At 66.0% G+C, this 19117-nt stretch carries 17 protein-coding genes; 8 read left to right on the top strand and 9 right to left on the bottom strand.

Annotation, left to right across the window (positions count from 1 at the left end):
* Positions 1-3 precede the first annotated feature (3 nt).
* From ACMX2H_RS03885 to ACMX2H_RS03865, 5 genes are all read right to left on the bottom strand, one after another.
* Positions 4-840 (bottom strand): HAD family hydrolase, encoded by an 837-nt coding sequence (locus ACMX2H_RS03885; protein WP_414959047.1) that lies wholly within the window; start codon positions 838-840, stop codon positions 4-6.
* Positions 841-880: 40 nt separating this feature from the next.
* Complete coding sequence (locus ACMX2H_RS03880; RefSeq protein ID WP_414959046.1) at positions 881-1795, bottom strand: carbohydrate kinase family protein; 915 nt, start codon at positions 1793-1795, stop codon at positions 881-883.
* A 41-nt stretch (positions 1796-1836) separates the two neighbouring features.
* On the bottom strand, positions 1837-2730 hold the full coding sequence (locus ACMX2H_RS03875) for an alpha/beta hydrolase (protein WP_414959045.1): 894 nt from the start codon (positions 2728-2730) through the stop codon (positions 1837-1839).
* A 35-nt stretch (positions 2731-2765) separates the two neighbouring features.
* Positions 2766-3848, bottom strand: a complete 1083-nt coding sequence (locus ACMX2H_RS03870) for a LacI family DNA-binding transcriptional regulator (protein ID WP_414959044.1) — start codon at positions 3846-3848, stop codon at positions 2766-2768.
* A 135-nt stretch (positions 3849-3983) separates the two neighbouring features.
* Positions 3984-6572, bottom strand: a complete 2589-nt coding sequence (locus ACMX2H_RS03865) for an ATP-dependent DNA ligase (RefSeq protein WP_414959043.1) — start codon at positions 6570-6572, stop codon at positions 3984-3986.
* An 82-nt stretch (positions 6573-6654) separates the two neighbouring features.
* Here ACMX2H_RS03865 and ku point away from each other — a divergent pair, with 82 nt between their 5' ends.
* The gene (gene ku / locus ACMX2H_RS03860) at positions 6655-7512 is read left to right on the top strand and encodes a non-homologous end joining protein Ku (protein ID WP_414959042.1); all 858 of its coding nucleotides are present in this window, start codon (positions 6655-6657) and stop codon (positions 7510-7512) included.
* Between the two features lie 31 nt (positions 7513-7543).
* On the opposite strand, the gene ACMX2H_RS03855 is transcribed toward ku, so the two are convergent.
* Positions 7544-7786 (bottom strand): DUF2630 family protein, encoded by a 243-nt coding sequence (locus ACMX2H_RS03855; protein WP_414959041.1) that lies wholly within the window; start codon positions 7784-7786, stop codon positions 7544-7546.
* Positions 7787-7924: 138 nt separating this feature from the next.
* Here ACMX2H_RS03855 and ACMX2H_RS03850 point away from each other — a divergent pair, with 138 nt between their 5' ends.
* The gene (locus ACMX2H_RS03850; RefSeq protein ID WP_414959040.1) at positions 7925-8398 is read left to right on the top strand and encodes a MarR family winged helix-turn-helix transcriptional regulator; all 474 of its coding nucleotides are present in this window, start codon (positions 7925-7927) and stop codon (positions 8396-8398) included.
* A gap of 101 nt (positions 8399-8499) precedes the next feature.
* Positions 8500-9975 carry an MDR family MFS transporter gene (locus tag ACMX2H_RS03845; RefSeq protein ID WP_414959039.1) on the top strand — a complete coding sequence of 492 codons (1476 nt, stop codon included), beginning with the start codon at positions 8500-8502 and terminating at the stop codon, positions 9973-9975.
* Positions 9976-10058: 83 nt separating this feature from the next.
* Here the strand turns inward: ACMX2H_RS03845 and ACMX2H_RS03840 are convergent, their stop codons facing one another.
* Positions 10059-11672 carry an MFS transporter gene (locus tag ACMX2H_RS03840; RefSeq protein WP_414959038.1) on the bottom strand — a complete coding sequence of 538 codons (1614 nt, stop codon included), beginning with the start codon at positions 11670-11672 and terminating at the stop codon, positions 10059-10061.
* A 296-nt stretch (positions 11673-11968) separates the two neighbouring features.
* Between ACMX2H_RS03840 and ACMX2H_RS03835 the strand changes: the two genes are divergently transcribed.
* Positions 11969-12559 (top strand): TetR/AcrR family transcriptional regulator, encoded by a 591-nt coding sequence (locus ACMX2H_RS03835; protein WP_414959037.1) that lies wholly within the window; start codon positions 11969-11971, stop codon positions 12557-12559.
* Between the two features lie 7 nt (positions 12560-12566).
* Here the strand turns inward: ACMX2H_RS03835 and ACMX2H_RS03830 are convergent, their stop codons facing one another.
* Positions 12567-13133: a cysteine hydrolase family protein gene (locus tag ACMX2H_RS03830; protein WP_414959036.1), complete on the bottom strand. Its 567-nt coding sequence runs from the start codon at positions 13131-13133 to the stop codon at positions 12567-12569.
* Positions 13134-13254: 121 nt separating this feature from the next.
* Between ACMX2H_RS03830 and ACMX2H_RS03825 the strand changes: the two genes are divergently transcribed.
* Both ACMX2H_RS03825 and pstS read left to right on the top strand, forming a co-directional pair.
* A complete protein-coding gene (locus ACMX2H_RS03825; RefSeq protein ID WP_414959035.1) occupies positions 13255-14760 on the top strand; it encodes an FAD-dependent oxidoreductase in 1506 nt (501 codons plus the stop codon).
* Between the two features lie 41 nt (positions 14761-14801).
* Positions 14802-15917 carry a phosphate ABC transporter substrate-binding protein PstS gene (pstS, locus tag ACMX2H_RS03820; RefSeq protein WP_414959034.1) on the top strand — a complete coding sequence of 372 codons (1116 nt, stop codon included), beginning with the start codon at positions 14802-14804 and terminating at the stop codon, positions 15915-15917.
* Between the two features lie 37 nt (positions 15918-15954).
* Here the strand turns inward: pstS and ACMX2H_RS03815 are convergent, their stop codons facing one another.
* The gene (locus ACMX2H_RS03815) at positions 15955-16659 is read right to left on the bottom strand and encodes an SRPBCC family protein (protein WP_414959033.1); all 705 of its coding nucleotides are present in this window, start codon (positions 16657-16659) and stop codon (positions 15955-15957) included.
* Between the two features lie 230 nt (positions 16660-16889).
* Here ACMX2H_RS03815 and ACMX2H_RS03810 point away from each other — a divergent pair, with 230 nt between their 5' ends.
* Both ACMX2H_RS03810 and ACMX2H_RS03805 read left to right on the top strand, forming a co-directional pair.
* A complete protein-coding gene (locus tag ACMX2H_RS03810) occupies positions 16890-18563 on the top strand; it encodes a nuclease-related domain-containing DEAD/DEAH box helicase (RefSeq protein WP_414959032.1) in 1674 nt (557 codons plus the stop codon).
* Between the two features lie 90 nt (positions 18564-18653).
* On the top strand, positions 18654-19079 hold the full coding sequence (locus ACMX2H_RS03805; RefSeq protein WP_414959031.1) for a hypothetical protein: 426 nt from the start codon (positions 18654-18656) through the stop codon (positions 19077-19079).
* The last annotated feature ends 38 nt before the right edge of the window (positions 19080-19117 follow it).

Raw genomic sequence — 19117 nt, 5'->3', positions numbered from 1 at the left:
GGATCAGGCGGTGGCCAACGGTCCGCGCGGAGTTTGCTGGCGTCCCGCCAGGCGTTCCTCGATCACTTGGGCGACGCCGTCGTCCTTGAATGCTGGAGCCCGGAACGGCGCCGCTTCGAGTGCCCTCCGATGCCCAGAGGCCAAGGCGTACCCCGCCCCGGCCCACTGCAGCATTTCGATGTCGTTGGGCATATCGCCGAAGGCCACCACATCCCGGGCATCAATGCCCAGCGAGCCCGCATATTCCGCCAGCGTGACCGCCTTATTGATCCCCGGACGTGCCATTTCCAGCAGCGGATTGCCCGGCGCCGAATGCGTCACCGCCGCCAGATGGCCTACCGCCGGGCCGACCTCTGCCAGGAAATCATCAGGATCGAGGTCGGTGCCCCGGGCCAGCAGCTTGACCACCGAATCGGTGCGGCGCAGACTGTCCGGCAGCAATTGGGGAACGATGCCGTCCAGCAGTTCCACGGAGCCTGGCTGGATAAAACCCGGCTCCAGTTGAAACCCCTCGGTGGTCTCCGCCGCGAAGGTCGCCGACGGATGCAGGTGCAGGATGATGTTGCGCACGTCGAGGATGTTCTCGTAGGGCAACGCCTGCGCCGAGAGAACCTGCCCGGACACCAGGTCATAGACCACGGCCCCGTTGGAGCAGATCACCCTGCCCCGGTGGCCGATCTGCTCGGCCAACGGGCTGAGCCAGCGCGCCGGGCGGCCGGTCACGAAGACAATTTCGACGCCGGCGGCCGCGGCACTGCGGAAGGCACGGACGGTGCGGGGGCTGATCTTCCCGTCCCTCCCGATGATGGTTCCGTCCAGGTCGCTGGCGATGAGGCGCATTGCACCAGTCTAGGGACGAAGCGGCCGACCGGGCGCCGGGCTAGGCCAACTCGTCCCGATGCGGCGGGTTCGCCCCCGCCCTGGAGACCGTGACGGCGGCAGACCGGGCCGCGTGGGTCATCAGGTCTTCGAGTGTGGAGGTGGCCATGTCCCGCAGCCTCTCCCGCCGCGCCGACCCGGAAAACCCAGCCTGCAGCAGGGCATCGAGCAGCCCGGACATATAGGCGTCACCGGCGCCGACGCTGTCCACCACGGACACCGCCGGGGCACTGGCTGCCACCGCTCCGGCACGGACCACGCCCCAGCTGCCTTTCGCGCCGCTGGTGACCACCACCGCGGCCGGACCCTGTTTCAGCCAGTCCCGAGCCGTCGCCTCGACGGTGCGGTCCGGGTACAGCCACCGCAGGTCTTCGTCGGAGGCCTTCACCACGTCGGCCAGCACCACGAACTTCTCCGCCTGCCGGCGGGCAAAGTCCCGGTCGGTGATCAGTGTGGGCCGGCAATTCGGATCGTAGCTGACCAGTGCCCGCGGGTGCGCCCGCTGCACGGTCCTGAACACGGTGTGCGCACCCGGCTCCAGCATGGTGGCGATCGAGCCGGTGTGCAGCCAGACCGTCTCGTCGAGCAACCGCGGCCTGACCTGATCGAGCTCCGGCAGTTCCCAGAGCAGGTCGAACGAATAGCGGGCCGCACCGGTGGGATCCAGGCGGGCGGTGGCGGTGCTGGTGGGCGAGCCGTCCGGGTCCAGCGGCACCAGGACGGAGTTGCGCCGCAGGTGGCTGTGGATCAGGTCCCCAAACTGGTCCTTGCCGTACCGGCCCACGAACTGAACGGAATGGCCCAGCCGCGCCAACCCGACCGCCACGTTCATGGGACTTCCGCCAACATGCGCGCGGGGCGGTCGGGTATCGGACCGGACCACGTCCACCAGCGCCTCGCCTATGACCGTGAGCACATTGCCAAGGTAGCAGAGCGGCGCCGGTTGCGGCACCGGTATCAGCCCAGCCGCGCCAGCACCTTCCGGATCCGGGCAAACGCCTCCGTGGCAGGGTTGATCAGGTCGAAATGGTCCCCCGGAACCAGGATCAGTTTGGCCCGGCCGCCAGCTGCCTGGGCGGCCGCAACATACCGCTCGGACAGCTCCCGCGGCACGTCCGCATCCTGGTCCGCATGGAAGGCGAAGACCGGCGCCGGCACCGGCAGGTTCCACATCGGATCAGCCAGCCGGTACGGGTCGGATCCATCCAATCCCGCGCCTTCCGTTTCGGTGGTTTCCGCTCCAGTGACGTCCGTGCCTGCGCTTTTCGTTCCTCCGCCGTCACCGCCCGCACGCGGTGCCGCGGGAGCGTCCGCCGCGGACGTGTCCCTGGATGGGCCCAGCAGGTTCTCCACCGCCCCGTCGCTCAGGCCCAGTTCACGGGCACGCGCCAGGTCCAACACCCCGGACTGGCTGAGCACCGCGTCGAACTCCACCCGTGGAGCCGCTCCGGGCGCGCGCAATCCCGGAGCCCCCGACGGCAACCGGCCGCGTCCGGCAGCCCACACGGCCAACTGGCCTCCCGCCGAATGGCCTAGCCCCACCACATGATCGGCAGCGAATCCCAGCCGTTGCGCCTCGATGGCGAGCTGGTCGATACCGGAGGCAACGTCGTCGAACGTTTCCGGCCAGCCGCCGCCGTTGCCCGCCCGGCGATACTCGACGTTCCAGCAGATCCAGCCGCGACCGGCCAGGTCCGCCGCCAGCGGCCGTGCCAGATCGGCCGCGTAGGCGGCGCGCCAGTAACCGCCGTGGATAAGGACGACGACGGCGCGGTACCGCCGCCGGTCCGGCAGGTACAGTTCGGCATACTGACTGGGATCCGGGCCGTAGCTGTGCCGCGTGCAGTCCATCCCTGAACTGTAGCCCCGGCTCCCGTGTCAGCTGGCTAGGGCACCCCGTTGGAAACGCTGTCGGCTGCCTCGTCGGAGCCGTCGGCCGCCTCCTCGCCGGACACGCCGGCCACCGTGGTTCCTCGGTGGTGCAGCTTCCACGGCGCAGGCACCAGGCGTCCACTGCTCTGGGCCGTCCGCCCCTCCAGTCGGTCGATCAGCAGGTCCACCACTGTGCCTACCAGCGGATCCGGGCCCACCGACGTCAACGGGGGGTCGAAGTAGTGCCCCAGGTCCGAGGTCTCCACACAAATGATTTCCACATCGTCCGGGATCCGGAGTTTGGCCGCGGTGGCGGAACCGGAAACGCACAGTGCCTCCAGATCCGCGGTGGTGAAGAACGCCGTGGGCGGATCGGCCAGCATCAGGAGCTCGCCTGCCACCTGGTACGCCTCTCGCCAGGACCCATGCGTGGCCCGGATCAGGTTCTCGTCCAGCTCCACGCCGAGGTCGGCCATGGCCTGCCGGAACAGCCCCAGCCGGGTACCCCGGGGGCCAGGTGCAGGCCCGCCCCGGTGCAGCACGGCGATGCGGCTGTGCCTGTCCGCCAAATAGGCGGCCGCCTGCGCGATGCCGGCTTCTGCGTCGACGGAGACCACATCGAAGCCGTCGGGCTGCTGGAACTGCGACACCACCACCTGGGCCACGCCGCGGTCCGCGAGGTCGCGCAGCGTGTGGTCTTCCTCCGGCGTTTCGGTGCTGAACCCCAGGATGGCGCCGTCCGCGCCGCCGGAGAGCATGAAGTTCCGCCACGCCTCCTGGCCCAGGAGGACCACCACGCGGTAGCCGTGTTCCGGCAACACACGGTTGGCCACTTCGGCCAGCTGCCGATCCCAGGCCGAATCCAGGTTTTCCACCACCACGGCAACTGTGTCCGTCCGCCCGCGCCGCATGCCGCGGGCCGCGTGGTTGGGCACATAACCCAGCGACTTCGCGGCCTCCACCACTCTGGCTTTGGTGGGCTCGCTGATCCGGGTCGACCCCCCATGCCGCCCGGACAGGACATAGGACACCGTTGCCAGCGAGACTCCGGCCCGCTCGGCCACGTCGCGAATAGTCGGCTTAAATGAACTCCCCATGAGGTTCTGCCTTCTTCCCCAAGAAACATCCCCCGGAAACTTCCCCCTGAAGTTCCTCTGGGTAAAGACTAACGATTCATCCGCAGAATGATAGGGGTTCGGTGCAAAATCTTTTAAGCTTTTGGGTCCGCCAGGTCAGGGCATCAGCTGCGGAATTTCGACGACGATGTCCGACGGCTTCTTGTCCGGCCGGAAGCCCCGCCAGACAGGGTGCCGCAGTTTTCCGGCCTCGGTGCGTTCACTGAACTGAACCTCGCCGACCAGCGCGGGCCTGACCCAGTGCGCGTCCGAGGCATCCGCTGCCGGCACGCCGTCTAGCGGCGGCGTCTTGCGGGACATTTTCTTCAACCGGGATCCGATTTCGGCCAGTTCTCGTTCGGTCAGGCCGGACCCGACGCGGCCAAGGTAGCTCAGTTCCACCCCGTTGGGCACCGCCACCAGCAGCGAGCCGACCTTGCGGGCACGGGACCCCTTGCCCGGCCGCCAGCCCACAATGACCACTTCCTGGGTCAGATGATTCTTGATCTTGATCCAGCTCCTTGTCCGTAGGCCCGGCGCGTAGTTGCTGTCCGTGCGCTTGGCAATGATGCCCTCGAGGCCCACCTCCCGGCTGGCTGCGACAGCTTCCGTCACCGCTGCGTCCAGTTCCGGCGGAACCTGGATGTGTCCGTCCTCGGGCGCTTCCACCGCTTCCTTGAGGATTTCGCGCCGTTGGGAGTATTCCAGCCCAAGCGTTGCCGTTCCGTCCAATTCCAGCAAATCAAAGAGGAAATACTCCACCGGATACTTCTTGGCCGCCCGCTGAATATCGGCGTCCTTCACCAAATTCATCCGGTTCTGCAACCGGCCGAAGTCCGGCCGTCCCTTGGCATCGAGGGCAACGATTTCGCCATCCAGCACCGCCGTTTGGGCCAACACATGATCCGGCAGGTCCAACAGCTCCGGGTAGGTTTTGGTCATGTCCAGGCCGTTGCGGCTGACCAATTGCACCTTGCCCTGCGCCACGACGGCGACGGCGCGGATCCCGTCCCATTTCATCTCGTACGCCCAGCCGTCGTCCTCGTCGATGGATGCCTCGGTGCCCTGGACCGCCAGCATCGGCTTCACCGGCTGGGGCGCACCGGCCTGCCCCGGCGCGGCCCCGGCGCCGACCGACGAAGCGCGGGCTGCGTGACTTCGGTCGCCCGCACGCTCCAGGACCCCCGCCGGTGCGCCGGCCACCCCCTTGTCCTTGTCCTTATCCTTGTCCGGTGTTCCCCGGCCCGTCCCGGTTTCTGCGCGAGGCTGGTCCTTCATCAGGTGCATCAACCAGTTGCTCTTGCCGCCCTCGCTCCCGGTGTGGATCAAGGCGTACCGGCGCGATCCGGCGGGACCGCCGTCGTTCGCCAAACCGCCCTCCGGGCTGCCGTGCAGCACCACGATGACTTCCTTGCCGTCCCGCCATTTCTCCACGTCATAGGTGCCGCTGTCCCAAATGGTCATCACCCCGGCGCCGTATTCGCCCTTGGGGATAGTGCCCTCGAAGGTGGCGTATTCCATCGGGTGGTCCTCGGTCTGGACGGCCAAATGGTTCTTGCCGGTGGTGACCGGGGGGCCCTTGGGCACAGCCCAGGACGCCAGCACCCCCTCGTGTTCCAGTCGGACGTCATAGTGCAGCCGGCGGGCGTGGTGCTCCTGGATCACAAAGACCGGCCCGCCCTCCGGCTCCCGCTGCGAGACGGCTGCCGGTACCGGTTCGGGTGTGCGGTCCGGGTCGCGCATGGACCGGTAGACGCTCAGCCGGTCGGCCGCCGGCGCCGCGGCCAGCGACTCTTCGTCAGCGCGGCCGCCGGCCATCCCCGCGAGCGGGTCACCGATCTGCTTTACCCGCTCCAGCACCTGCTGGAAGTCCAAATGGGTGAGATCCGGGTCCTGCAATTCCTGCCAGGTCCTGGGCACTGCCACGGTGGGATGCGGCCGACCACGCAGCGAGTACGGGGCAATGGTGGTCTTGGCCCAGTTGTTCTGGCTCCAGTCCACCAGTACCTTGCCCTTGCGGAGCGACTTCTTCATGTCGCTGACCACCAGGTCAGGATGGTCGGCTTCCAGCACTCGTGCCAGTTCATGGGCCACCTGGCTGACCTCGTCCGATGTCTGTTTGCCGTCCAGCCCGGCGTACAGATGGATCCCCTTGGAACCGGACGTGACCGGCCTCGGGTCAAGCCCCATCCCCTCCAGGATGTCCTTGATCAGGAACGCCACCTCAACGCACTCCGGCAGTCCCGCTCCTTCACCGGGGTCCAGGTCCAGCACCATCCGGTCCGGATTGTTGATCTTGCCGCGCGGACCGAATTTCCATTGCGGAACGTGGATTTCCAAGGCAGCAATCTGGGCCAGCCAGGTCAACGTTGCCCGGTCATTGGCCAGGGGGTAGACGTTGATAGTGCTCTTGTGCTCAATAGAGTGCCGCTTGACCCAGTCCGGCGCCGACTTGTCCAGGTTTTTCTGGAAGAACACCTGGCCCGGTTCTGCGGCGGTGCCTACGCCGTGGACCCACCGTTTCCGGGTGACCGGCCGGTCGGCTGCATGCGGAATCAGGTACTCGGCGATCTCGGAGTAGTAGGCAATGACCTCCGCTTTGGTGGTCCCGGTCTCGGGATACAGCACCTTGTCCAGGTTGGTCAGCCTGAGCCGGTGGCCGTCGACAGTGACGGTCTCCTGCTGACTGGATTTCCGGGTGGCCATACCGCCAGTCTCTCCGCCGACTGCCCTGTTGGCTAGTAGCTTGCCTCTGGCTTTGTACTGCCTGCGGGTGTTCACTAGTGCCATGAGAGCCATCTGGAAGGGAGCCGTGGCCTTCGGGCTGGTCAACGTGCCGGTCAAGCTTTACAGTGCCACCGAAGACCATGACGTGAGCCTGCATCAGGTCCACGACAAGGACGGCGGGCGCATCCGGTACCAGCGCCGCTGCGAGGTCTGCGGCAAGACGGTCGACTACCAAAACATCGACAAGGCGTACGACGACGGCGAGCACACGGTGGTGATCACCGACGAGGATTTCAAGTCACTGCCGGTGGAAAAGAGCCGGGAAATCGAAGTGGTCGAGTTCGTGCCGAGCGACCAGATCGACCCGATCATGTTCGACCGCAGCTACTACCTGGAGCCGGACTCGAAGTCCTCCAAAGCCTATGTGCTGCTGCGCAAGACGCTGGAGGATACGGACCGCACGGCTATCGTGCAGTTCGCGCTGCGGCAAAAGTCCCGGCTGGCCGCGCTGCGTGTCCGCGGCAAAGTCCTGATGCTCCAGACCCTGCTCTGGGAGGACGAAGTGCGGGAGGCCAGCTTCCCGTCCTTGGAAGAAACGGTTCGCATCTCCGCCAAGGAAAAGGAGATGTCGGCGGCACTGGTGGATTCGTTTTCCTCGGATTTCACCCCCGCCAACTACACCGACGAGTATCAGGAACAGCTGCGCACCCTGATCGAAGCGAAGCTGGAGCAGGGCGAGGCGCTGGACACCGAGAAGACCTTCGGCCAAGAGGAAGAGGCAGAAAGCGGCAAGGTCCTGGACCTGATGGATGCATTGCGCCGCAGCGTCGAGAAGAACCGGGAAGCCAAGTCGTCTTCCGGTACCTCCGATTCCAAGAAGAAACCCGGCTCTAAGTCGAAAGCGTCAAAGGGCGCCTGACTCCCCCGCCCACGGTACTGCCCCCGGAGCCCTATTGGCGGTAATGCTCCACTTCATCGACCGGCCGGGTCTCCGCTTCGCCGGGATCCTCGCCGGCCTTTCGCTTGGCCCGGCGTTGGCGCAGCAGGTCCCAACACTGATCCAGCTGCTCTTCTAGACGGCGGAGTTCGGCTGCACGGGCCGCGGCCTTGTCCGGCTCCTCCGGCGTGGAATCCCGCAGTTGCTGTTCTTTCTCGACCAGCGCACTGATGTACTTCTGGATGTCCTGGTCCATGGCACGTCCCTTCTGGCGGTAGTCACCTCAGGCTACGTGGCACGCTGCCCGCGGGCTAGGGTTCCACCCGATGGACGGAAATCGAGGTCCTGACTGTTATCCGACATCCTGCCCAGGGCCGCAACTTATGCTTGGGGGATGGAGAACACCCCGCCCGGCGCCGTGCAGGGCCGCGCCGTGGACCACCGCCAGCTTGCCGTGGCGCTGATCGACATTTCCTCCGATGTGCGCCGGAAATCGCATGAGAATGCCGGAATCCCGCTGCTGCCGAACGGCATGCTGGACATCATGCGCGTCATCGAATCCCACCCCGGCATCACTGTCGCCGAAGTCGCCGCCCGCTTGGACCGGCACTTCAGCAACGTGAGTACGCAGCTTCGGGAATTAGTTGCGCGAGGACTGGTGACCCGCATCCGCGACGCCGCCGACAAACGTTACGTCACGCTGCACCCGACCGAGGAGTCACAGCGCATTCGAACGACTTTGGAGACAGCGTGGGCCGATTCACTGGCAGCTGCGGCCGGGAAGCTCCGTCCCGAGGAGCAAGAGCAGCTCGCGGACAGCCTTCCGGCACTCCAACGCCTGGCCGCCCTGATCAGCGAACCGATCTGAAGCCTTGCGCCGTCGGTTTCCCTTGTTAGTTACACTTATACTTTTGTAAGTATTAGGCAGCGGGTCTGCCGTCCACTTCCACTCGATCAGAAAAGGTGTTCATGAAAGACGTCCTCGAGGAGAAACTTCCGCCCGGAGAGGTGGAGGCGGCGCGCGCCGTGGAGCCGGAAAGGATCTCGCCCAAGCGCGTCGCCGCCGCGATTACCGCTCTGGTCTTGTCAGCGCTCATCATGATCCTCAACGAGACTGTGCTGACCGTCGCCCTTCCCAATTTGATGGCCGACCTCAACGTCCAGGCGACCACCGCGCAATGGCTGACCACCGGATTCATGCTGACCATGGCCGTGGTCATTCCCACTACCGGCTTCATGCTCCAGCGTTTCACCACCAAAGGCCTCTTCGTCGCCGCGCTGCTGCTGTTCATCGTCGGCACGGCGCTGGCCACCGTTGCCCCGACCTTCGCGGTCCTGCTGATCGCGCGCATCGTCCAGGCCGCCGGCACCGCGATTATTCTTCCGCTGCTGATGACCACCACGCTGACCTCCGTCCCGGTCCAGCACCGCGGCACGGTGATGGGCTTGAACTCCGTGGTGATTTCCGTAGCGCCAGCCATCGGCCCCACCCTGTCGGGCGCCATCATCAACTCCTTGAGCTGGCGCTGGGTGTTCGGCCTGATGATTCCGGTGGCCATCATCGTGTTCCTTTTCGGCGTCGTCGCGATCAACACCGGCCGGGAGACCCGCAAGGCTCCGCTGGATGTCCTCTCGGTCATCCTGTCCGCCTTTGCCTTCGGGGGCATCGTTTACGCGCTCTCCTCCATTGCGGACCTGATGGATGGGGCGTGGGCACCGATCGCCGCCCTCGTGGTGGGTGTGATCGCCCTGGTGCTGTTCGTCAACCGCCAGCGTGCGCTGCGCAAGACCGAATCGGACCTGCTGGATCTGCGTCCGTTCAAGGTGCACAACTTCCGGATCTCCGTGGTGATCGTCATGATCGCGATGGCGACCATGCTGGGTACCGTCATGGTCATGCCCATCTTCATGCAGAACGGCATGGGCTTGGGCACTCTGACCATCGGTCTGGCCTTGCTCCCGGGCGGGTTGATCCAGGGCATCGTGTCCCCGATCGTCGGCCGCGTCTATGACAAGGTCGGCCCTCGCCCCATCGTCATTCCTGGCGCCGTCCTGCTGGCCGGGGGACAGTGGCTGCTGGGCAGCGTCCACATTGATACGCCGATCGCCGTGATCGTCGCTTTCCATACAGTGTTCTGCATCGGCATGGCCATGCTGATGACGCCGCTGATGACCGTCGCCTTGGGCGCCCTGCCGCGCGCACAGTACGGCCACGGCAGCGCCATCATGAACACCCTGCAGCAGCTGGCTGGCGCCGCCGGCACTGCAGTGCTGATCGCAGCCATGACTGTCGGCACCACCATGGCGGCGTCAAGCGGCATCGCGGACAACGTCGCCTTGGTCGACGGCGTACGGGTCGCCTTCACGGTCGGCGGCATTCTGGGCCTGGTTGCCGTCGTCTGCGCCCCGTTCGTGCGCCGCCTGCAACCAGACGCAAACCACTAGCGGCGTTCGGCCTCCGCCGGTACGGCGCGCGGAAGCCGGTCATCCCGCTGGGATGACCGGCTTCGTTGTTTCTGCGGGGCCGGCTAAGCGGCGGCCTCCACTGCTACTGCCTCCTGATCGATCTCGCGCACGCCGCGCAGCCCGAAGAAGCTGAGCAAGGCCGCAGCCAGGGCCGCGATGGCAATCACCAGGAAGGCTTGGGTGAACCCGCTGCCCAAAGCCTCGAGCGCGAACTGGCTTGCGCCCGATCCGGGAACACCTTCAGGAATGCTGTTCAGCGCGATGGGGCCGCCCGCTTCGGCAATACCCATCGCCGGGCCCAGCTGGTCCGGTGCCAAACCGGAGGTCTGCAGCGAGGCCATCAACTGGCCGCCCGCGGCCGACAGTGCAATGGCGCCCACCAGTACGGGCCCCAGGGCGAAGCCGAGGTCACGCAGCAGGTTGGTGGTGGCGCTGGCCATGCCGGTCATTTCCCGCGGCACGGAGTTCACGGCAACGGCAGTCATCGGGCTCAAGGTGAAGGCAAAGCCCAAACCCACCAGCAGGGAGGGCAGCACGAAGGTGGTGACGTCCCGGTTGGTCACGTCGGCGTTGGAGTTGATGAGGGCACCCACGGCCATGGCCAGGAAGCCGAAGGTCATCAACCAGCGGGAGGAGATCCTGGCCTGGAGCCGTGACAGCACCGGAATCAACACGAACGCCGGGCCTTGCAGCAGCAGGAACAGCAGGCCGAGGTAGAGCGGATTCTGGTGCTGGACCGGGCCCAGCCACATGCTCGTGGAGAAGCAGGCACCCAGGAAGGCGAACATACCGACCACGGCGACGATGGAGGAGATGGCGAACTGGCGGTTCAGGAAGAGCCGCAGCTCCAGCAGCGGCGACTCAACCCGCAGTTCGATCGCCACGAAGACTGCCAGCAGGACTGCACCGGCCACCAGGGCGGCCACCACATGCGAGGCGGTCCAGCCGTCTTCGGGACCCTGCACCAGGCCGAACAGAATCAGGATCAGGCCCAGCGCAAAGGTGATCTGGCCCCAGAGGTCCAGCCGGCGCTCCCGGGCCATTTTGGCTTCGGCAGAACGCAGCGCGGTGAGCAGCAGGGCGGCAAGGCCGGTGAGCACCACGACGGCGTACGCGCCGCGCCACCAGCCGAAGCCGGCGAACATTCCGCCGAGCAGGGGGGACAGGGCCGACCCGGCGGACAGGAAGCCTGCCCAGATGGCGACGCCTCGCACCCGCTCCTGCATGGTCCGGGCCACCGACGCGACCAGGGCCAGCGACGCCGGGAAAATGGCGCCGGCGCCGAGGCCATTGATGGCGGAGCCGATCCACATGGCCTGGACGGTCGGGGAGATCGCACAGACCAACGAACCGATCATGACCAGCAGCGCACCGCCGAGCACCAGCTTGCGGTGGCCATACTTGTCGCCCAACACACCGAAGGTCAGTTCGAAGACCACCACGGGGATCATAAAGGCCGCGGTAATCCACGTCAGCTGGGAGCCAAAAGTGTTGAACGTCAACTGGAACTCGCCGTTCAGGGCGCCAGGCAACGCGTTGGCGATCTGCGCCACCATCACCGCCAGCGAGGCAGCGGCCAAGGTGCCTTTGGCCCGGGACGGCGCGGCGTCAACGGGCGGTGCCTGCGGCGGTGGGTAGGACTGCGGTGACGCGATGGTCTCCTGGCCCTGGCTCATGTGGAACTCCTTGATGGTGCGGAACGGGTGGCACATGAATGTGCGGGGTGGGCCTGGGGACCTATTTGCGGCAATGCAACTGAAGTGCGATCCGAACTACAGGCTCTGTGATGCGGACTACACTAGTGAGTCAGACAACACGCTGTCAAGTGAAAGTTTGTAACGTCGTTTCACTGGTCAGTGTGGCAGTATTCCGCGCGGTTTCGCGGGCCGGGACCGTGTCAGCAGGGCCACACTCCGCGCCGCAACCCTCGCGCTGTCAGGAGACGGCTGCGCCAACGACTATCCTGTGACGCATGGCAACACTCCGCGAAGTCCAGAAACAGCAGACCCGGCAACTCCTCTTGGATACGGGTCTGGAACTCTTCGAGTCCAAGGGCTATGCGGCCACCACCATCGACGACATCGCGGCGGGCGCCGGCACCACCCGGACCACGTTCTACCTGCACTTCGCCTCCAAGGCCCAACTGATGAGCGAGGTGGTCAAGACAGTGGACGCCATCCTCACCAGCGTGGACGACCCGTCTCTGTCAACCGTGGTGGAGCTGGGAAAGCGGGACCTCATCCGGACCTGGCTCAACCGCAAGTTCGACCAGTGGGAGGCAACCCGCCCCTACCTCCACGCGGTCTACCAGGCAGCCCCGATCGAACCCGAGGTCGCCAACACCCTGGAGGACTGGTTCCGCGACGTGGCGGCGGACATGACGTCCGGCCTCGACCGTGCCGACCGGTTTGATCCGTCCAGCCGGCGTATCCGGTGCGTCCTCGCCTTCGGCCAACTCGAGTACCTCTCGCAGCGATGGATCAGCACCGGCTGGTTCGTGGACCGCGAAACCTGCCTGGAGACCCTGACGGACTCCTGGTGCCACCTGCTCTCGGAGGATTAAGCGGAGTTTAGCGTTCGCGGGCTCCCGCCAGCAGCTCGGCTATCGCACCCCGCCCCAGCACCGGCTGGCGGTACTCGTCGCTGAGGATCTGCAGCATGGAGCCGGCATAGTCTTCATTCGTCGAGGCAATGACATCCTTGGCGAAGACCACGCGGAAGTTGTGGGCAAACGCATCGGCCGCCGTCTGCGCCACACAGTTGTGTGTGGCGACGCCCGCCAGCACCAGCCGTTCCACCCCATCACGGCGCAGCCGCTCGGCGAGACCGGTACCGAAAAACGCGCTGTCGCGGGTTTTGACGATGCTTTCCAGTCCATCGGTCAGCAGCCCCGGCAGGAAACTGGCCTGTTCACTGCCCTCGAAGATGAAGCCCTGGTCGTCATCGAGCATGCTCAACGTCCAGGTCGAGCGGTCGCGCTGATGCTCGGTGCGCACCAGCAGCACCGGTACCTGCGCCGCCGTCGCGGTCCTGATCAGCAGGTTTGCCGCCTCCACCACGGATTCCCGCCGGCTGGCCAACGCGGGGTCCTCGAAGTACGCGTTCTGCAAATCGATCATCAGCACCGCAGTTTTCATGCCCTCCGCCTTCCGCCGGCCGTCATTGCTTCCATCCTGTCAGGTGTCCGTGCACTTTGGGCCTTGACGCGCCAGCGCGGACGGGGTGTGGTGTGTAGTACAGGCCGAAAGGACAGCATCAATGCATTCGCTCTGGCTAGATACCGCAGACGGCATCCCCGTTGATACGTATACCGGCCAGTCCGGGTTCGATTCGGTCGTCGCCGGCGCCGGTCTGACCGGGCTGTCCACGGCGGTCCTGCTCGCCAGGGCCGGCCAGCGGGTCGCGGTGCTGGAGGCCCGGTCCATCGGCGCCGCCACCACCGGCCACACCACCGCCAAAGTGTCCCTGCTGCAGGGCGGCCAGCTCTCCCGCATCAGCAGCCACCATGATTCCGCCGCTGCCGCTGCCTATGTTGCGGCACAGCAGGAAGCGCAGGCGTGGATTCTGCGGTACTGCGAAGAACACCAGGTGGGGTACGACCGGCGCGACGCCTACACGTACGCTACGACTCCGCAAGGAGCGGATGATCTTGCCGCCGAGCAGCGCGCCAGCCACGCCGCCGGTTTGCCGGTGGAGACGGTCTCCGGCTCCGGCGAGCTGCCGTTCGCTGTCACCGGCATGCTGCGGTTGGCGGACCAGGCGCAGCTCCACCCGATGCGGCTGCTCGCCGCGCTGGTTGCGGAACTGCGCAGCCGCGGCGGGTCGGTCTTCGAGGGCATCCGGGTCACGGGTGTGGGCCATGCGAACGACGGCGGCGCTGGCACCGGCGCACGGACCGTCACGGTGCGCACCCGCCTGGGCGACGTCCAGACCGGCACCTTGGTGCTGGCTACCGGGACGCCCATGCTCAACCGCGGCGGCCACTTCGGCGTATTGACGCCCAAGCGGTCCTATGCCGCCGCCTTCACGGTCCCGGGCCACATTCCGGCCGGAATGTATCTCTCCATCGACGCGCCCACCCGCTCGTTGCGGACCGCTCAGCATGGCGGCCGGGAGCTCCTGCTGGTTGGCGGCAACGGCCACGTGGTCGGACGGCAGAGCCACACCCGTGGACTTGTCGAAGACCTGCTGCGCTGGACCCGGCAACATTTTCCCGGCGCCGAACCCACCCATACCTGGTCCGCCCAGGACTATGAACCCGCCGGTTCGTTGCCGTATGTCGGACCAGTCCTGCCCGGCGAAAAGCGGATCCTCGTGGTCACCGGTTTCAACAAGTGGGGCATGACCAACGGGGTTGCCGCTGCGCTGGCACTCTCCGCCTCCATCTTGGGCGGGGACAACCACTGGGCCAAGGAGCTCTACAAGTCCCGCATCTCCGGGCGCGATGCCGCCAGCACGGCCGAGACCAACGCGTCGGTTGGGCTGGAAATGCTGTCCGGATGGCTGGGCGGGCTGACCCGGACCACGCAAACCGCACCGCCCGAGGGGCAGGGAACAGTGGTGCGTGAGAACGCACGGCCGGTCGGCGTGTGCACCGTGGATTCCGCCACGCACCGGGTCAGTGCGGTGTGCACGCATCTGGGCGGCGTCTTGTCCTGGAACGACGCCGAAGCCAGCTGGGACTGCCCGTTGCATGGATCCCGCTTCAGCGCCGAAGGAAAGGTACTGGAAGGTCCTGCCGTCAGAGACCTGGAGGGACGATAGCGCCTTGGGGTTCGCGCCAACGCACGGGTACGCTGGTGCGGATGCCTGAGCTGAAATTTCGCGTGCCCGCCCTGGGTGCCGCCGTCCTCCTGTCCTTGTCCGTGGCCGCCTGCGGTTCCGATTACCCGCTGGGTCCGGCGCAAGAATCCGCCGCTCAGCAGGGCTCCACGCTCTCCGGCACGCTGACCGGAGCCGGCGCGTCTTCGCAGAACGCCGCCATGGATGCCTGGGTGGCCGGATTCGGCCTGCTCCACACCGATGCGCAGGTGCAGTATTCACCCGACGGCTCCGGTGCCGGCCGCACCGCCTTTCTGGCCGGTGCCGTCGATTTCGCCGGCTCGGACGCGTTCCTGGACGACGAAGAGTTGCAAGAGTCGCGGAAGGTCTGCGGCCCGGACGGCGCCTTCAACGTCCCGGCCTACATTTCACCGATCACCGTGGCGTTCAACCTTCCCGGCATCACCGAGCTGAATCTGGATGCCGAGACCATCGCAGAGATCTTCCAGGGAGACATCAAGTCCTGGAACGATCCCGCCATCGCCAAGCACAACCCGGGCGTCGAACTGCCCGACCTGCCGGTCACGCCAGTGAACCGCTCAGAAGACTCCGGCACCACGGAGACCTTCACCGAGTATCTCCATGCCGTTGTGCCCGACTCCTGGACGGCAGAGCCGAGCGACACCTGGCCCGCTGAATTCGCCGGGGAAAACGCCCAGGGGACCACCGGCGTCGTCAGCATGGTGGCCGGCACCAAAGGCGCCGTGACCTACGCCGACGATTCCGCCGTCGGGGCGCCGCTGGGCAAAACCAACCTCAAAGTCGGTGACAGCTTTGTCCCGGTCAGCGCGGAAGCAGCCGCCACGGCGCTCGACCAGGCCAAGCAGGTGGAAGGCAGGCCGGCACACGACTTGGCGTTGGAACTGGACCGGGCGACCACCGCGGCCGGAGCTTACCCCTTGATGCTGGTGTCCTACCACATCTACTGCTCGACGTATGAGGACCAGAGCAAGGTGGACCTGGTGAAGGCCTTCGGACAGTATGTCCTGAGCCCCGAAGGCCAGGCAGATGCGGCGGACTCCGCCAAGAGCGCGCCGTTGTCCGAGGAGCTATCGCAGCGGGCGACGGAGTCAATCGAACGGATCGGCGTGCGTTCCTGACTGCGGCACTAACCAGCCGTCCCCAGTTGCAGCATCGCTAGCTGGTTGAACCGGTGCTGTCGTCCTTGGCCCGCGGTTCGCGCAGCGCGGGGTCGTCCAGCATCGGATCATCGGCCCATTCGCGCGGTTCGTCGTGGCCTTCCCGCGCCTGGCCATGCCTCCTGACGTGGAGTCCCCGGGGCTCCGCCTCGCTCAGGTCCGGATCTCGGCTATAGGCATTGGCGTCCTCGTTGCGGGGGATGTCCGGCTGCGACGATAACTTGGGCGGGAAACCGCCCGCAAAGGTTCCGCCGTAGAACTGCTTGTCCCCCACATCGTGGGTTTCCGATCCTCCCGATTCCACGAATTCCTTAAAGCGCCACAGCTCGTTGCGCACCTCCCGGTGGTCCGAGCCCAGCCCGGAGCCTACCTTCTCCAGCAGGGAACCCGGCTGCCAGTCGATATGAACATGCATGGACGTGGTCTCAGCATCGACCGCACCGAAGGTCACGGTCCCACTGTGCCTGACGCCGCCCTCGCCGCTCCAGACAATCCGCCGTCCAGGGTCTTCCTCGGTCACCGTGGTGTCGAATTCGCGCTGTGCGCCGCCCACTTTCGTGACCCAATGGTGGGTGGTGTCGGACGTCTGGATCACGGACTTCACACCGTGCATGAAAGAGGGAAAGGACTCAAAACGTAGCCATTCGGCGTAGACCGTCTCGGCGGGCCGGGCGATCTCAATGGTTTCATCAACACTTGCCATGATCATCCTCCATCCGCTGAGGAACGGCGCCACGTGCGCCGCTTTCGTCAGCAGCCACCTGCCTTAACGCTACAGAACGGCCGATAGCACGGCAACGAATTGCCACGTTTGCTGATCATTCAAAGCCGATGCCTGCGGGCGAACCCGCCTTTCTCTGGCGCAGGCGGGCCGATGACCGGCATTAGGTAGTCTGTGTGGTAAACCACTGCGTTGATGTTGAGGGGGGCGGTATGCCGCGCTGTTTTCCGGAACAGCCTGAGTTCGGCCGGGACAGGCATGCCGAGCGGGAGGTCTGGGACGCACTGGTGCGTACGCTGCCGCCGTCCGCTTCGTTGCTGCATTCGGTCAACCTCATCGAAAACGGCGCGGAGCGGGAAATCGATCTGCTGGTCATCTGGCCCGGTGTCGGAATCGCAGCCATCGAAGTCAAGGGCGGCCACGTCAGCTACGACGCGGGGCAGTGGCACCAGGCCAGCAACGGCCAGCAGCACCGGATCAAAGACCCGCTGATCCAGGTCCAGGACGGCCGGCACATGCTCCAGCGCTATCTCGGCGCCCAACTGGGGCTCGGCCGGCAGGTCCGCTTCGCTCATCTGCTGGCCTTTCCCTACACTTCGGTCCCGCGGCACTGGGACATTCCCGGCCTGCGGCGGGCCATGGTCATCGGCAGCCAGGACCTGAAGTACCCGGACGATGCGGTCCGGGAGGCGATCAACTTCTGCGGCGACGGCGACGGCGACACCGCTCCGGACGTCGCCGACCGCATCCTGGCGCAGCTGACGCGACCGCTGCAGGGCAACGGTGCCCTCTCCGCCGCAGCAGAGCATGAAGGCCGCGCCGACCAAATGACCCGTGACCAGGCCGCCATCCTTGACGTCCTGAAAAACCAGCAGCGCGCGCGGATCATCGGCGGAGCCGGAACGGGCAAGACGTGGCTGGCGTTGGAGCAGGCCCGGAGGCTGGCCCGCAGCGGACAACGGGTGGCGCTGCTCTGCTACAGCCGGGGCCTTGCCCGTTATTTCGAGACGGAAACCGCCGGCTGGAAACCGGCCGAGCGCCCCGCCCACGTGGGCATGTTCCACGACCTGCCGGTGCGCTGGGGCGCGCACCATCCACTGGATCCCAGGCTGCTGACCAACCAGTACTACGAGCACTACCTGCCCCGCACGCTCAAACGCCTGGCCAAGCTCCAACCGGACCGGGAACTCTTCGACGCCGTCGTGGTTGATGAAGGCCAGGACTTCGGTGCGCTCTGGTGGGAGTCAGTCCTGGTCTGCCTGAAGGATCCCGATGCCGGCGGGCTGTATGTTTTCATGGACGACGACCAGCGGATCTTCGGGCGCGAAGGCCGGCCGCCGATCGAGGCGCCGCCCTTCGTGCTGAACGAGAACCTGCGCAATACCAAGCAGATCGCCGCACTGTCCGGCGCGCTGTCCACCGAACTGGCAATCCCCCGGGGCCTCTCCGGGCCCCGGATCCGGATGGTGGAGGCGTCGGCCGACGCCGTCATTGAACGGGCCGATGATGCCGTCAACCAGTTGATTGAGCGGGAAGGCTGGGCACCGCAGCAGGTTGCCCTGCTGACTACCAAGCGAAAGCACCCGGTACAGCAGCAGGACGTGGACGCGCTCGGCTGGCGGGGATATTGGGACGCCTTCTTCGACGACAGCGACGTGTTCTACGGGAACGTGCTGGGCTTCAAAGGACTGGAACGCTCCGTGGTGGTGCTGGCCGTCAACGGGTTCGCGGACCCTGAGCGGGCCCGCGAGATGCTCTACGTGGGCGCCTCCCGGGCACGCAGCCTGCTGGTGATCGTCGGCGAGCGTTCCGTCCTGGCCAGCATCGGCGGTCCCGCCGTGATCAAGCGGCTCACCCAGACCGAGGCGTGGCGTCCCGAGCCTTAGCGGCGTGCGGCCACAGGCCATTGACTTTAGGACCGGTTCGGAGGATTCTAAAAATACTTATTCGGTTTTTAGAATTTACCGGAGGTTCCGATGGCTACCACCACTCCAACGCTGCAGCGGGTGCGGACCGAGCCCGCCTACGGCGCCTTCTGGATGCTCAGGCTGGGGTTCACCGTCCTGCCAATCCTGATGGGGTTGGACAAGTTCTTCAATCTGCTCACCGACTGGGAACAGTACCTGGCACCCTGGCTTGTCAATCTGCTCCCCTTCAGTGCCCATACGGCCATGCTGATCGTCGGCGTCGTCGAGATCGCCGCCGGCATCTTGGTCTGGATCAAGCCCCGCTACGCCGCCTACGTGGTGGCCCTCTGGCTGGCGGGCATCATCATCAACCTGCTGACACTGTCAGGGTTCTACGACGTGGCGCTGCGCGACTTCGGCCTGATGCTGGCCGCACTGACCCTGGCCCGACTCGCGACCCAGTACGACCCAGCCTGGCACCGCACCACCCACTGACCGATTCCGAATCCTGCCGAAAGGTTCCTGGCCGGTTC

It is taken from the genome of Arthrobacter sulfonylureivorans (assembly GCF_047607445.1).
Classification (GTDB): domain Bacteria; phylum Actinomycetota; class Actinomycetes; order Actinomycetales; family Micrococcaceae; genus Crystallibacter; species Crystallibacter sulfonylureivorans_A.
The sequence above is the reverse complement of the archived record's forward strand: the minus strand, read 5'-3'. Positions and strand labels throughout refer to the sequence as shown.

Coding starts and splice junctions, on each gene's coding strand:
- ACMX2H_RS03885 (WP_414959047.1), bottom strand. CDS start 840: ATGCGCCTCATCGCCAGCGACCTGGACGGAACCATCATCGGGAGGGAC.
- ACMX2H_RS03875 (WP_414959045.1), bottom strand. CDS start 2,730: ATGGACTGCACGCGGCACAGCTACGGCCCGGATCCCAGTCAGTATGCC.
- ACMX2H_RS03870 (WP_414959044.1), bottom strand. CDS start 3,848: ATGGGGAGTTCATTTAAGCCGACTATTCGCGACGTGGCCGAGCGGGCC.
- ACMX2H_RS03865 (WP_414959043.1), bottom strand. CDS start 6,572: ATGGCCACCCGGAAATCCAGTCAGCAGGAGACCGTCACTGTCGACGGC.
- ku (WP_414959042.1), top strand. CDS start 6,655: ATGAGAGCCATCTGGAAGGGAGCCGTGGCCTTCGGGCTGGTCAACGTG.
- ACMX2H_RS03855 (WP_414959041.1), bottom strand. CDS start 7,786: ATGGACCAGGACATCCAGAAGTACATCAGTGCGCTGGTCGAGAAAGAA.
- ACMX2H_RS03850 (WP_414959040.1), top strand. CDS start 7,925: ATGGAGAACACCCCGCCCGGCGCCGTGCAGGGCCGCGCCGTGGACCAC.
- ACMX2H_RS03845 (WP_414959039.1), top strand. CDS start 8,500: ATGAAAGACGTCCTCGAGGAGAAACTTCCGCCCGGAGAGGTGGAGGCG.
- ACMX2H_RS03840 (WP_414959038.1), bottom strand. CDS start 11,672: ATGAGCCAGGGCCAGGAGACCATCGCGTCACCGCAGTCCTACCCACCG.
- ACMX2H_RS03835 (WP_414959037.1), top strand. CDS start 11,969: ATGGCAACACTCCGCGAAGTCCAGAAACAGCAGACCCGGCAACTCCTC.
- ACMX2H_RS03830 (WP_414959036.1), bottom strand. CDS start 13,133: ATGAAAACTGCGGTGCTGATGATCGATTTGCAGAACGCGTACTTCGAG.
- ACMX2H_RS03825 (WP_414959035.1), top strand. CDS start 13,255: ATGCATTCGCTCTGGCTAGATACCGCAGACGGCATCCCCGTTGATACG.
- pstS (WP_414959034.1), top strand. CDS start 14,802: ATGCCTGAGCTGAAATTTCGCGTGCCCGCCCTGGGTGCCGCCGTCCTC.
- ACMX2H_RS03815 (WP_414959033.1), bottom strand. CDS start 16,659: ATGGCAAGTGTTGATGAAACCATTGAGATCGCCCGGCCCGCCGAGACG.
- ACMX2H_RS03810 (WP_414959032.1), top strand. CDS start 16,890: ATGCCGCGCTGTTTTCCGGAACAGCCTGAGTTCGGCCGGGACAGGCAT.
- ACMX2H_RS03805 (WP_414959031.1), top strand. CDS start 18,654: ATGGCTACCACCACTCCAACGCTGCAGCGGGTGCGGACCGAGCCCGCC.